Annotated in this window: 13 protein-coding genes; 4 read left to right on the forward strand and 9 right to left on the reverse strand. The window is 69.9% G+C overall.

The annotated features are described in order from the left end of the window. Positions 1–18: 18 nt before the first annotated feature. Entirely contained in the window at positions 19–1,206 is a 1,188-nt protein-coding gene (locus IPK71_17765) for a DUF1501 domain-containing protein (protein ID MBK8215582.1), read from the reverse strand. 217 nt (positions 1,207–1,423) lie between these two features. Between IPK71_17765 and IPK71_17770 the strand changes: the two genes are divergently transcribed. Beyond that, entirely contained in the window at positions 1,424–2,158 is a 735-nt protein-coding gene (locus tag IPK71_17770; protein ID MBK8215583.1) for a class II glutamine amidotransferase, read from the forward strand. 102 nt (positions 2,159–2,260) lie between these two features. On the opposite strand, the gene IPK71_17775 is transcribed toward IPK71_17770, so the two are convergent. The 6 genes from IPK71_17775 to IPK71_17800 all read right to left on the reverse strand — a co-directional run bounded on the left by IPK71_17775 (position 2,261) and on the right by IPK71_17800 (position 8,189). Then, complete coding sequence (locus IPK71_17775; protein ID MBK8215584.1) at positions 2,261–2,605, reverse strand: hypothetical protein; 345 nt, start codon at positions 2,603–2,605, stop codon at positions 2,261–2,263. A 23-nt stretch (positions 2,606–2,628) separates the two neighbouring features. After that, positions 2,629–3,042: a helix-turn-helix transcriptional regulator gene (locus IPK71_17780; GenBank protein ID MBK8215585.1), complete on the reverse strand. Its 414-nt coding sequence runs from the start codon at positions 3,040–3,042 to the stop codon at positions 2,629–2,631. A gap of 102 nt (positions 3,043–3,144) precedes the next feature. Continuing rightward, positions 3,145–3,804: a hypothetical protein gene (locus IPK71_17785; protein MBK8215586.1), complete on the reverse strand. Its 660-nt coding sequence runs from the start codon at positions 3,802–3,804 to the stop codon at positions 3,145–3,147. 224 nt (positions 3,805–4,028) lie between these two features. After that, positions 4,029–4,976 carry a hypothetical protein gene (locus IPK71_17790; GenBank protein ID MBK8215587.1) on the reverse strand — a complete coding sequence of 316 codons (948 nt, stop codon included), beginning with the start codon at positions 4,974–4,976 and terminating at the stop codon, positions 4,029–4,031. A 22-nt stretch (positions 4,977–4,998) separates the two neighbouring features. Then, the gene (locus IPK71_17795; GenBank protein MBK8215588.1) at positions 4,999–5,706 is read right to left on the reverse strand and encodes a hypothetical protein; all 708 of its coding nucleotides are present in this window, start codon (positions 5,704–5,706) and stop codon (positions 4,999–5,001) included. Beyond that, positions 5,703–8,189 (reverse strand): TonB family protein, encoded by a 2,487-nt coding sequence (locus IPK71_17800; GenBank protein ID MBK8215589.1) that lies wholly within the window; start codon positions 8,187–8,189, stop codon positions 5,703–5,705. The genes IPK71_17795 and IPK71_17800 overlap by 4 nt, the downstream gene beginning before the upstream one ends. Before the next feature lie 161 nt (positions 8,190–8,350). On the opposite strand from IPK71_17800, the gene IPK71_17805 reads away from it, so the two are divergent. Together IPK71_17805 and IPK71_17810 are read left to right on the forward strand one after the other, a co-directional pair. Further along, positions 8,351–8,953 (forward strand): hypothetical protein, encoded by a 603-nt coding sequence (locus tag IPK71_17805; protein ID MBK8215590.1) that lies wholly within the window; start codon positions 8,351–8,353, stop codon positions 8,951–8,953. Positions 8,954–8,979: 26 nt separating this feature from the next. After that, entirely contained in the window at positions 8,980–9,588 is a 609-nt protein-coding gene (locus tag IPK71_17810) for a helix-turn-helix transcriptional regulator (protein ID MBK8215591.1), read from the forward strand. Position 9,589: 1 nt separating this feature from the next. Here the strand turns inward: IPK71_17810 and IPK71_17815 are convergent, their stop codons facing one another. Together IPK71_17815 and IPK71_17820 are read right to left on the reverse strand one after the other, a co-directional pair. Continuing rightward, positions 9,590–10,342 carry a glutathione S-transferase family protein gene (locus IPK71_17815; GenBank protein MBK8215592.1) on the reverse strand — a complete coding sequence of 251 codons (753 nt, stop codon included), beginning with the start codon at positions 10,340–10,342 and terminating at the stop codon, positions 9,590–9,592. Beyond that, the gene (locus IPK71_17820; GenBank protein ID MBK8215593.1) at positions 10,339–11,106 is read right to left on the reverse strand and encodes a serine/threonine protein phosphatase; all 768 of its coding nucleotides are present in this window, start codon (positions 11,104–11,106) and stop codon (positions 10,339–10,341) included. Before IPK71_17820 ends, IPK71_17815 begins: the two co-directional genes overlap by 4 nt. A gap of 67 nt (positions 11,107–11,173) precedes the next feature. Here IPK71_17820 and IPK71_17825 point away from each other — a divergent pair, with 67 nt between their 5' ends. Then, positions 11,174–11,938, forward strand: coding sequence for a patatin-like phospholipase family protein (locus tag IPK71_17825; protein MBK8215594.1), 765 nt, complete (start codon positions 11,174–11,176; stop codon positions 11,936–11,938). The last annotated feature ends 1 nt before the right edge of the window (position 11,939 follow it).

Genomic DNA, 11,939 nt, shown 5'->3' on the forward strand with positions numbered 1-11,939 from the left:
CTCGGAGCGAAGGCGCGCTCAGTCGGCGCGGCCCTCGTCCGTGGTCTGCGCGAGCGACAGCGTCGAAGGGTCGCCGTGCGTCGGGTCGACGAGCGCGCGCCCCTCTCCCGGCGACCGTGGCAAGCCCATGAGCTCGCGCACCGTCGGGCCCACGTCGAAGAGGTGCGCGGGCTTCGAGAGGGCGACCGGGCCGTCGGGGCGCACGTTGCCACCTGCGATCATCCACACCCGGGACGACTCGGGGGCGTGGCCGCCGTGCCCGATGAAGGCCTTCTCACGGCCGTGGTCCGTCGTGACGAGCACGGTCGTGTGGCGTCCGTCGTCGCCCATGCGCTCGAGCGTCTCGAGGAGCGCGCCGATGGTGGCGTCGGCCTCGTGCAGGGCGCGCAGGTAGCTTCGGTAGTCTCCGAGGTGCGCGTGCTCGTCCGTGTCCCCGAGGCCGAGGAACATGAACCGCGGGCGCCGAGCCTCGAGGTAGGCCAGGGCGATCTCGCGCGTGAATTTGTCGGGCCTGTACTCGCCGTGGCCGGGCCACGGGAGCGCGATTCGACCGATCTCGAGGGCGCGTGTGGCGCGTGCGTCGACGCGGAGCTCGCCTTGGTTTTCGCCGCGCGCTTGGCCTGTCGACACGACGAGCCGCTCGGGTCGAACCGCGGCCGCCCGCCCGACTACCTCCCACGAGGAGATCACGGCTGCGTCGCCGCTCGTCGCCTCGGCGATCGTGTCCACGAACGTCGCCTCGGTCGTCTTCGGGCAGTCGTTCGTCGAGCACCCGAGCGGTCGCCGCTCGGAGAAGATCTCGATGTACCCCGGCTGCGACACGTAGCTCGGCCCCGACGCGAACATCGCCTCTCCGTGACCGGGGACCCCGAAGGCGAGGCCGTCTTGCGTCGCGAGCCTATGTAGTGTCGGGACGAGCACCTCTGGACCCACCACCTCGGAAGGTGGGAGAAGGTAGGTCTTGGCGAGATCGGGATCCGTCCCGAGAAAGACGTCTTGCCACCGCACCCCGTCGAGCACGACCAAGACCACGCGCCCCGGCGGCGCCGAACGTTTCTCGACGAGCGCGGGCTTCTCGCTCTCGGCCGAGGTGGTCTCGGGGGCGTTCGGCGCGCGCTTCGGCGGCGCGGGGGAGCCGTCGAGCACGGGGAGCCCGGCGAAGAGCGCCGCGATGGCGACGGCCGAAAATGCTGCCCGTTTTCGCAAGGCGGGTACGGCTCCTTGGGGGTCGAGGGGGCTCGGAGGCGGGCCTTCGGCTCGCCCGATCGGTCGTGACCTTCGATGTCATATCGGAGGTCGACCGTTTCGACCACTTTCCGACGCGACGAAGAGCGCGTGAATATTTGACACCGAAGCCCCGACGAAAAAAAGTAGTCATCCCGCAGCCCGACGCCCGGGTCGCACCAGCCAGCGAGAACGTTCGATGTGTCGGCTCCTCGGAATCGTAGGGAAACGCGCGGTGCCCGTGTCGGAGTGCCTGACCACGGCGAAGCGGAGCCTCTCGGTCCTCTCGCGCGAGCACCCCGACGGTTGGGGCATCGCGCTCCACTCGCGCAGCGCCGAGGGCTGGCGCGTGCACAGGTCGACCGAGCGCGCGCACGCCTGCGGCGAGTTCCGCCGTGTGGCCGAGGAAGGCGCGGCCGAGGTGGTCGTCGCCCACGTCCGACAGAAGACGGTGGGGCACACCTCGATCGACAACACGCACCCGTTCACGCGCGGGCGCTGGGTCTTCGCGCACAACGGAACGGTCCGTCGCATCGACGTGCTCGAGGGGCGCTCGTCGCGCCGGCGGCTCGGCGAGATCCGCGGCGACACGGACACCGAGCGGCTCTTCGCGTACTTCCTCACGCGCCTCGACGAGGCGGGCCTCACCGACGAGCCCGCGAGCCCAGCGACCGACCACGTGGTGGCCGAGGCCACCCGAGAGCTTCGTGAATGCGAAGAGCTCGGCGCGTGGAACTACCTCTTGTCCGACGGGAAGGTCCTCTACGCGCACAGGTTCGGGCGCACCATGTGCGTGCTCGCGCGCCATGACGCCGTGCTGGTCGCGTCGGAGCCGATCACCGACGAGCCATGGACCGACGTGCCCGAGGGATCCCTCATGCGGGTCGAGCAGAGCGACGCGCCGCACGTGGTGCATCTCCCGCGGACGCCCTGACCTGCTCCATCTGCGCTCGCGCACTTGCCGTCGCCCAAAAACGAAAGCGCCCTGGCCCCATAGGAAGGGCACGGGGCGCTTCGTGTTTCGTCGGTCAGGGGCCTACGCGACGTCGACCTTGCCGTGGTCGTCGCAGTGCGCGCCGTGGGCGTGGTGCAGGTGGCCATCGACGACGTAGTCGGTGTGATCGCCGTGGGTGACGGCCTCGTGCCCGCAGCCGGGTCCGTGCGCGTGGTCCTTCGCGTGGGCTCCGCAGGCGTGCGACGGGGTGCAGTCGGCCGGGTTCTTCGTGCTCACCTCGAGCGTGTGCTCGTCCACGTGGTCGCCGTGCGGGTGGTGGAGGTGACCGTCGTGGAGGTAATCGCGGTGGCCGTCGTGCTCGATGGTCTTGTGACCGCAGCCGGGGCCATGGGTGTGCGCGTGGTCTGCGTGGGTCGTGTGGCTCATGGTGGGTTCCTTCCGGCGAGGGACTACTCGTCGTCGTCGTGGGGCTCGTGTCTGTGCGGCTCGGCCGCGTGATCGATGGCGCTGCGCAGGAGCTCGGCGATGTGTTTGTCGGCGAGGCCGTAGAAGATGTGCTTGCCGGCGCGGCGGCGCGACACGAGGCGCTCGGCCCGCAGGATGCGAAGCTGCTGCGACACGGTCGACAGCCCGACGCCTGCCGCCTCGGCGAGCTCCGTCACGCACCACTCGCCGTCGGCGAGGCGGTCGAGCAGCCTGAGGCGCGCCACCTCGCCCGCCGCGCGAAAGAGCGCCGCGGCCCTCTCGAGCTGCTCGTCGGTCGTACGGCCTTCACGGGCACGGCGAGCGTGCTCCTCCGGGCCACACGCGCCCTCTTCCCTTCCGGGCGACACGGCTCGTTTTGGGGGGACCTTCGCCTTCATCACTTCACTTACCGATGAAGTGTGTAGGGGCCCCCGGCCTCCCGTCAAGTGGAATGCGCGACGGCGTAGAACCCCAGCGAATCCGAGGGGTTGAAGGGGCGATCAGAACGGGCGCTTCCCCTTGGCGGGTTTGGTGGGCTTCGCCGCGGGCTTCTTGGCGGGCGACTTCGTCGGCACCTTGCCCAGCACGCCGGGCCGCGAGCCCTTGGCCATCGCGTGAGCAGGCTCGGGCGCTGCGTGAGGGGCGGGCGGAGTGGCTGTCTCCGTGGCTGGAGGCATCGGCGCCGGGGGCGGTGCGGCGGGGTGGGGCGCGTCGGTGCCGTGTGCTGCCGTGAGGGCGCTCGTGGTCGCCGCCGAGGCGAGCTTCGGTTGGGCCGAGACGGCGCTCACGACCCCCGCCGAGAGGATGAGGGCCGCACAAGCGGCGCAGATGCCGAGCACGACGCCCACGGGTCTCCGCTTGGGAGCGAACGGGAGCTCGTCGTCGAGGTCGAGCGCGAGCGGAGCCATGCTGCTCGGAGCGATTGGGATGGCGGGGGTGGGCACCACGAACGGATCCACCCGTGGGGCCGCGCTCTTGGGAGCTTTGGCGGCGTCGAGGCCCGCGGCGAGCGCGAGCGTCGTCCAGGTGGGGTCGCCCACGCGCCGGATCCGCGTGGCCTCCGTGACGTGCCCGTCGGCGAACGCCGCGTCGAGGTCGTCGAGTGACACCGTGAGAATGTCGCCGGAAGGGAGCTCGACCTGCCACGCTTCGATCGTCATCGGAGACCTCCAAGGAACACCTCTCAGCAACCGACGTGCCGCGCGAACGAGCAGGACGTGCCTCCCCTCCCGAGCCGCGCTTCTCGACGTTTTTGCGATCGCCCGCCCTCCTGAGAAAACCAGGATCCAGGGACGAACGACTCAGCCCGGAGGTCGCGAGGGTCCGACGCGCGGCGAGACGAGCGGCGTCGGACCCGAGCGCGACGTGCGTCACGCCATGGGCGTCACGGCGCCGGGGAGCGCGTCGGGCACTCGCCGTCCCCCTGGAAGTCTCCGAGGGTGCGCGCTTGCGAGTCGACGTAGTCGAACACGGTGATCTTGCCGTCGCCGTCCTGGTCCTTCACGGCCGTGAGGTCGTACGGGCCGTTCGGCTTCTGCGGCATCGCCGTGGCGAGGTCGCACGTCTTCAGCTCGGCCAAGGTCACGTCCTTGTTGCCGTCCTTGTCGCACGCCTTGATCCACTCGGCGCGCCGCTCGGTGACCTCCGCGCCCTGCGTGACGTTGGTGAAAAACCAGTGATCGCCGTGGATCGTGGGCTTGACCTGCACGGTGCCGCCCGAGGGGACGGCGAAGCCGGGTTGGCCGTCCTCCGTCGCGCAGTCGGCGAAGGCCGTGCCCGCCTTGAAGCCCCACTTGAACGTGTACTTCTCGGCGCCCTTCTCGATCGCGCCCTCGAAGTACACGCTGAGGCCCTCTTTCACCATGAAGTCGAGGTCGGCCTGCGAGGTGGGGGCCATGAGCTTCGCGCCGGCCTTCGCGTTCGGGAGCGAGAAGCCGAACTTGTCGTACCGTGCCGCGGCGATGCCGTTGAATTCGGCCACGACATAGCCGGTGGTGGGGGCGTTCTTCAGGTCCAGCACGTAGCTCGTGTCTCCCGAGACGACCTCGGCGCCGGTGTCGCTCCGCTGCGCGCGTAGGTTCCCGATCGAGACGAGGAAACGGTCGTACGTGACCTTCCACCCGTCCTTGACCTGCTCGGCGTCCGTCCCGGGCTCGAGCCCCTCGGGCACGGAGTCCTCCGGGACGACGACGAACTGCACGTTGCCCGTCCCCGAGGGCGTTCCGCCTCCCGAGTCGCTCGAGCAACCCTGGAGCGAGAGGCCGACGATGGCAGAAGCGATGGACAAAGGAAGGGCGATACCGAGCCCTTTGCGGACGGTTCTACGATTCATGAAGTGACTCCGTTTTGGATGGTCAGAGACGCGAGAATCGAAACTCGGGTGGACGTGCCACCTTGAGGCCTACGAGCACGGCGTCGTGCGCGGGGCTCTTCGTGTCGAGCACGATGGGACGTTTCGCCGTGCGGAGGACGGCGTCGAAATCGATCTGCCGAAGCCAGGCCTCGGGGGTGAGCGCGACCGTGAGCTTCGTCCGTTCGTCGGCGATCTCGGCTTCGGCGGGGGCCGTCGGGACGGCGCGCTGCCCGTGGTACTGCGGGACCACGTCGACGACGAGGCGGAAGCCCTCTTCGGGCTCGCCCACGCGCGCGAGGGTGCCCTCGAACACCATCGAGTGGGCCTCGGGCGCCGTGCTCGACGGCTCGACGGCGAAGCTCGTGTCGAACCAGTGGAGGCCGAGATCGTACGAGACGCTCCGGACCTGGCCGGTGAAGCCCTTCACGGTGCCGAGGGCCTGCGGGCCCGGCGCGAGCAGATCGATCCGCGAGACCTGCACGATCTCACCGAGGGCCGATTTGCACAGCGCCGACGAGCCCGACGACGCAGCGCAGAAGTACGCGGGACCAAAGGCAAATTCGGCGCGCGAGAGGCGCACGCGGATCCCGTTCGCCTCGAACGACGAGGCGAGATCGGAGGTGGCGAAGGCCGAGTACGCGACCTCCGATTGAGGCGACTCGAGGCACGCCGAGAGCGCGACGAGGCCGATGGCGAAGAGGCGCCTCATAGGTGGACCCCCATCGTGAACATGACCTGACGCGGCGGACCGGCCGTGAGGTGCCGCGCGGGGAGGTACGAGGGGACCTGGGTCGATCGCCAGTTCGAGACGAACGCGTACTCGGTCTCGGCGTAGCGGGCCCCGAGCAGGTTGGTCGACTCGAGGCCGAGCTCCAAGAAGTCGCGCCGCACACCCACTTGCGCGTCGACGAGGAAGACGGCGGCCGAGCTCTGACCGAAGGGGAGCGGGCGTGGGGAGAGGAAGGTCGTCCCGAAGCCGCCGCGCAAGACGACGTCTTTCTTCCAGAGCGCACCCACCGAACGCTCGGCCGCGACGTCGCTGCGCACGACGAGCGGCGGCACGTAAGGGAGGGCCTGGTTCGGCAGGAACGCCGGCGCGGGATCTTCGGGGGTCGCGATCGGTGGGGCGTCGAGCGTCGCGTGCACGTACGTGGCCGAGGTCGACACGAGGAGCCACGGGCGAACCTGGCTCCGGAACGTGCCCACGAGCCCTCGGCGTGTGGTCGGGCCGATGCGCTCCAAGCGGCCCTCTTCGGGATCGAACGCGAGGTCGTACGAGAGGTTCGTCTGGTAGGCGATGGCGCGCGCTTGGGTCGTGCCGTCGTCGTGGAGGGAGATGCCTCCTTCGAAGCTGCGCACCTTCGCGAAGGGAGCGTTCTCGCCTTCCTCGAGCTGGCGGGCCTGAGGGGAGCGGAAGCCCTCTCCGTACGAGACCGACGCGGTGAGGAAGCGCGTCGGGTTCGCCTCGAGCGTGGCCCGTGGGCCCGCCGCGATGCCGGCAGCCGTGCGACGAAAACCTACGATGTACGACTTCTGCGACGCCGCGGGGATGAAGTTCCCGAGCTTGTCGTCGACGTCGAAGAAGAGGAGATCGCTGCGGACTCCGCCGCGGAGCCGAACCCACTTGGTGCCGGCGAGCAGCCCGTCGGCGAAGAAACCGATGTCGCTCGTCTTGATCTGCGCCTCGACGCGGCGGTCCCACGTCTCGTTCTGAGGGGCGCGCAGCAGGTTCTGCGCCTGGCCGATCGAATGCGCGCGAATGTCGGTGCCGATCTCGAGCTGCCCCGAGACGTGCTCGGCCAGGTTGACGCGCGCCGTGCGGTACGAGAACGTCCCTCCGAGCCCGACGTCGTCGTTCGACTGCTCGATGAGATCCCCGCGCCCGACCCAGGTCGGATCGAACTGGGAGCGCTGCGTGAACCCGGTGAAATTCACGCGGCTCCGGAAGCTCGTCATGGTGAGCCACACGCCCCCCGCAAGCTTCCGGCCGTCCCCGTCGCGGTGCTCGAGCGACACCCCGAGCTGCGCCCGCGCCGACCCGGCCGACTGCGCGCGCGCCGTCGGGAAGGCGTACGCGTCGTAGAAGCCCACGCGGCCGGCGGACACGTCGTCGCGGCGGAGGACCCCGGCGAGGTTCGCGCGCGCGGCGGTGCCCGCGAGGTGCAGCGTGAGGAAGGTGTTCTTCGCGACGGAGAAGCGCATCTGGCCGGTCGCTGCGCCCTGCGTCGAGCCGCGGGTGCCGTCGCCGAAGCCGTCGCTCGTACGGAAGGTCACGGCGCCGAAGGTCTCTTGGGGGGCCTCTTCGGGGGCGTAGAGCGCGAGGAGGCGGTGGGTGCCGAACGAGCCCACCTTGTACCCGAGCCGCGTGCCGCGTTCTTCGACGCCGAGATCGAGCTCGGCCGAGCCGGCGACCGCAAAATCGCCTTGCCGCGGGTCGTACGTGCCCTCGATGACGCGGAGGCTGCGCACCGTCTCGGGGATGGCGATCGCGAGATCGGCGTACCCCTGACCGTGGATGTGGGATCCCTGATTCAGAGGAATGCCGGCGACCTTGAGCTCGATGTCTTGCCCGTGCACGGCATCGAAACCGCGCAGGTAGATGCGCTGGGCGACGGCGTCGCCCTCGGGCCGCGCGACGTAGACTCCCGGGGCCGTGAGGAGCATGCTGCCCGCGTCGGGGTGGGGTGCCGCGCGAAGGATCGCGCCGTCGATGCGGAAGTCGGAGAGGCCGCGCGTCGGTGCGCGGGAAGCCCCATCCACTTGGACCGTCTCGACGGCGGGCCCTTTTTCGCCCTCGGTCTTCGGCGGCTCGCTCGGCGCGGGCGTCGCGGGAGGCCGCGCGGGCATCTTCGCGACGAAGTGGAACGGGACACGAATCTTCGCGGCGATGGCGCGCTCACCCCGGCGGGCAGGAGAGAACGTCGTGAGGCGCGCGGCGTCGATGGCGGCGCGATCGAAGTCGAGCCCCCCGCTCTCGAGCACGGTGGTGTCCGTCACGTGGCCCTGCGCGTCGACCGTGACCGCGAGCACGACGAGCACGTCTTTGCCGGAGCCGATCTCGTTGGGCGGGTACGTGGGCTCGGCCGAGCGGAGCACCGTCGGCGGCACGACCTCGTCCTGCGCGAGCGCTTCGCGTGGCACGGCCAAGCGCAGGCCCAAGGCCACGAGCCCCGCCACATGGCGCGCCCTCATCGGCCACACCAGAACGCTTGAACGAGTGTTGAAGTGATGAAAACCATTGAAGAATTGCTTGATGCAACTTGGTCGAAAGAAACCCGTCGGTCAAGTCGCATCGCGCAACTTCGGTGCCCTCGCGTGTCGTCCTTCGAGAAATTCGGTATCGTCCTCGGAGCATGCCCCGCCTGCCCGCCGTCGTGAGGCCCCCGTCCGCTTCGTTCTTCGTCCGCGCCGCGCGGCTCGTCGCCCCCGTGTGGGTCGCCTCGGCGCTCGTGGCGTGCGGGGACTCTCGCCCGGCGAAGTCGGCGCAGACCGAGATGGTGCCGTCGAACTCGGCCTTCGAGTCGTCCGCCACGAAGCCGCCCATCGTCGGGGACACGCAGGCCTCGGACGGCGCCCCTGCCGGCGGTACGCCCGTCTCGGGAGCGCCGGGAGCCGGGCCGACGCCTGCGCCCGCACCCGCGGCCCCCACGCACACGCAGACCGCGCCGCTCCCGGCGGCCCCCGCGGCGACCCCGGAGCCGAGCGCGAAGGGCGGGGCTCCGACGCGTGCAGAGTGCACGCAAGTGGTCGACCACTACGTCGAGCTCGAGATCAAGTCGCGCCCCGAGCTCTCGGCCATCCCGCCCGAGATGCTGAAGTCCATGCTCGCCCAGGCGAAGCAGCAGGCGAACGCGCAGAAGGGGGACCCTTGCAAAGAAGAGGGCATCACGCGCGCGAAGTACGCGTGCGGGATGGCGGCCAAGACCCCGGAGGCCTGGAAGGCCTGCATGCGCTAGCCGCACCCCGACGAACGAAAGCTACCATGGCAGCCAAACGTGCTTCGCGTCCGACCGCCCGACCGAGCGGTCCCGACCTGTCTCCTGTCGTCGCCGAGAACCTCCGTACGCTCCGCGCGGCGCGGGGTCTGTCGCTCGAGAAGCTCTCCGTCGCGAGCGGCGTGAGCCGCGCGATGCTCGGTCAGATCGAGCTCGGCAAGAGCACCCCGACGATCAACGTCCTTTGGAAGATCGCGCGCGCCCTCGACGTGACCTTCGCGAGCCTCATCCACGCTCAGCCCACGGCCGGCACGGTGGTCTTGAGGGAACGCGAGGCGAAGATCCTCACGAGCGCCGACGGCTCGTTCCGCTCCCGCGCGCTCTTCCCGTTCGGCACGCCGCGTAGGTCGGAGATGTACGAGCTCGAGCTCGCGCCGTCGTCGGCGGAGCACGCCGAGGCTCACGCCCAGGGCACGCTCGAGAACATCGTCGTCATCCGCGGGGCGGTCCGCATCACCCTGCCCGAGGGCTCACACGATCTCGCGAAGGGGGACGCGATCCAGTTCGCGGCCGACGTGCCCCACACCTACGCGAACCCGCACGGTGAGGCCGCCACGATGGTGCTCACGATGACCTACCGCGACGCCCAAGGGTGACTCAACGAGGCGCGCGGTGCTCTCGGTACATGCGGAGCACGTGCTCGCCGACGGGCGTCTTCCGCAGCCCGTCCACGATCGCCCCGAGATCGTCGGGGAGATCGCGGCGTGAGAGGGAAGGCACGCCGAACCCGTCGGGCATGAGCACCGGGGTAGCGAGGGACGCGAGCGTGAGATCGGCCGCCGAGAACGTGTCCCCGACGAGGTAGCGTCGCCCGTCGAGGAGGCGCGCGATCTCGTCGAGCTTGGTCGCGAGGGCGCCGAGGAGGCGTTTTTCGGCGCGCTCGGAGGTTCGGAACGCCCGCTTCAGGGCCCCGCGGAGCACCGGATGGAGGGTCTTGAGCGCGACCCGCGACGTGAGGGGAGCGCTGCGCTCGAAGGTGCGGACGAAGAGCTCGGGCCTCGGGACCAAGAAGCAGTACGCGAGCCTTCGTGTGAGCGGTCCGAGCGTCTCGTCGAGGTCGTGCTCGATCTCCTTCGCGCGCGAGCGGAGCGCGGGATCGTTCGAGAAGAGCTTCCGCCCTTCGGGTGCTCGCTCGTCGGCGTAGTCGACGATGTCGGTCGAGTCCCGGAGGGGGCGGGCCGAGGGGCGGAGCAGGAGAGGCACCGTGCGCGAGCCGCGAGGCACGGCGAACGCCCAATGCGCGAGGGGCAGGTGCACCTCCTCGGCGAACGGGATCCCGGCGTGATCGAGCGCCCACCGTGCCTTCTCGCAATAGTGGCTCGGCCCGATGGAGACGAGGCGGAGCGTCATGGCGCGCCCTTCTCGCGCGACTCGTACACGGTCACGCTCGGGAGCTCGACGACGGTCAAGAACCCACCTTTGCCGGCGCCCGTGTCGATGGCGAGGACGTTCTCTCCCATCCACATGTCGGTCGGATCCTCGGGGGTGTACGCCGAGAGCTCCGGCGGGAGGTGGTCGGTCGACGTGTGCCCACAGACCACACGCTTCCCACGGTAACCCTTGAAGAATTTCATCGTCCGCACCCACAAGAGCAGGGTCGGATCCTCCATGGCGGTGGGGTGCTTGAAGGTCCCGTCCGGAGCCTCGACGAGGCCTGCGTGCACGTAGATCGCGTGGGCGTCCTCGTAGAAGTAGGGCAGGCTCTTCATCCAGGTGACGACGTCCTCCGGGAAGAAACCTGCATCCTGCATGCGTCGCATCTCGGCCACCGAAGGCACGTCGCCCTCGAAGTGGATCTTCTCTTCGTACGAGCGCATCGTCGCGAGGCACCCGTTGCCGATCGGGATGACGAACTCGGGCCAGCCGCCTTGCCGGACGCGGAGCCAGCCGTCCTCGTGGTTCCCTCGCAGGGCGACGATCTTGGCCGGGGTCCGCTTCGGCAGCTCGTGCCGAACGAAGGCGATGACCTGCCGCGACTCGGGCCCGCGGTCGAGGTAGTCCCCGAGGAAGACGAGCGTGTCGTCTTCGTCGAGCGGCGGCAGCTTCGCGAGCACGGCGCGGAGCGCGGCGAGGTCGCCGTGGATGTCTCCGACGGCGAAGGTGCGGTGAGCCATGGGCCCATGCTACACGGACGCGCCCTCGCGTAGTCGACCTTCGCGAGTCGTGCGATGCTCCTTCCCCATGGCAAAAACGACCTTGGGGGCATGGCTCGAGCGCCCCTATGCGCTCGCGATGAGCTCGGGGTTCTTCTCGTTCTTCGCGCACACCGGGGTGCTCTCCGTCCTCGAGCGTGAGGCGCCGCTCCCCACCCGTGTCTCGGGGTCGAGCGCCGGCGCCCTCGTGACGGGGGCATTCGCGGCGGGCCTCTCGTCGGACGCCCTCGCGGAGGAGCTCGTCCGGCTCGAGCGATCCCACTTCTGGGATCCGGGGCCGGGGCCGGGGCTCCTTCGTGGTCGTCGCTTCCAGGAGCGCCTCGAGGCGATGTTGCCGGTGCGGACGTTCGAGGAGTGTCGCATCCCCGCGGCCGTGTCGGTGTTCGACGTCCGTTCGCGTTCGACCCACGTGCGCTCCCGCGGCGAGCTCGCGCTCGCGTTGCGTGCATCGTGCACGGTTCCGTTCCTCTTCCATCCGGCGTGGGCCGGGCCACGCCCCCTCCTCGACGGCGGCATCCTCGACCGGCCCGGGCTCGCCGGCATGCCGAGCGGGGAGCGTGTGCTCTTCCATCACATCGTGTCGCGCTCCCCGTGGCGCTCCCGCGACAGCGAAGGCCTCAAGGTCCCGAAGCGCGAGGGCATGGTGACCTTGAAGATCCACGGCCTGCCACGTTCGGGGCCGTTCGCGCTCGCGGAGGGGCGACGGGCCCTCGACCTCGCACGAGCGGCGGCTCTTCGCGCGTTGTCTCTCCCCATCGGAGACGATGGCGTCGTCGACGTGGAGGTCGCGTAGG

The sequence above is a fragment of the Myxococcales bacterium genome (genome assembly GCA_016712525.1).
Classification (GTDB): Bacteria; Myxococcota_A; Polyangia; order Polyangiales; family Polyangiaceae; genus JAAFHV01.

Excerpts from the sequence above, each read along its gene's own strand:
- IPK71_17770 (MBK8215583.1), top strand. The coding sequence starts at position 1,424 with ATGTGTCGGCTCCTCGGAATCGTAGGGAAACGCGCGGTGCCCGTGTCG.
- IPK71_17775 (MBK8215584.1), bottom strand. The coding sequence starts at position 2,605 with ATGAGCCACACGACCCACGCAGACCACGCGCACACCCATGGCCCCGGC.
- IPK71_17780 (MBK8215585.1), bottom strand. The coding sequence starts at position 3,042 with ATGAAGGCGAAGGTCCCCCCAAAACGAGCCGTGTCGCCCGGAAGGGAA.
- IPK71_17785 (MBK8215586.1), bottom strand. The coding sequence starts at position 3,804 with ATGACGATCGAAGCGTGGCAGGTCGAGCTCCCTTCCGGCGACATTCTC.
- IPK71_17790 (MBK8215587.1), bottom strand. The coding sequence starts at position 4,976 with ATGAATCGTAGAACCGTCCGCAAAGGGCTCGGTATCGCCCTTCCTTTG.
- IPK71_17795 (MBK8215588.1), bottom strand. The coding sequence starts at position 5,706 with ATGAGGCGCCTCTTCGCCATCGGCCTCGTCGCGCTCTCGGCGTGCCTC.
- IPK71_17800 (MBK8215589.1), bottom strand. The coding sequence starts at position 8,189 with ATGAGGGCGCGCCATGTGGCGGGGCTCGTGGCCTTGGGCCTGCGCTTG.
- IPK71_17805 (MBK8215590.1), top strand. The coding sequence starts at position 8,351 with ATGCCCCGCCTGCCCGCCGTCGTGAGGCCCCCGTCCGCTTCGTTCTTC.
- IPK71_17810 (MBK8215591.1), top strand. The coding sequence starts at position 8,980 with ATGGCAGCCAAACGTGCTTCGCGTCCGACCGCCCGACCGAGCGGTCCC.
- IPK71_17815 (MBK8215592.1), bottom strand. The coding sequence starts at position 10,342 with ATGACGCTCCGCCTCGTCTCCATCGGGCCGAGCCACTATTGCGAGAAG.
- IPK71_17820 (MBK8215593.1), bottom strand. The coding sequence starts at position 11,106 with ATGGCTCACCGCACCTTCGCCGTCGGAGACATCCACGGCGACCTCGCC.
- IPK71_17825 (MBK8215594.1), top strand. The coding sequence starts at position 11,174 with ATGGCAAAAACGACCTTGGGGGCATGGCTCGAGCGCCCCTATGCGCTC.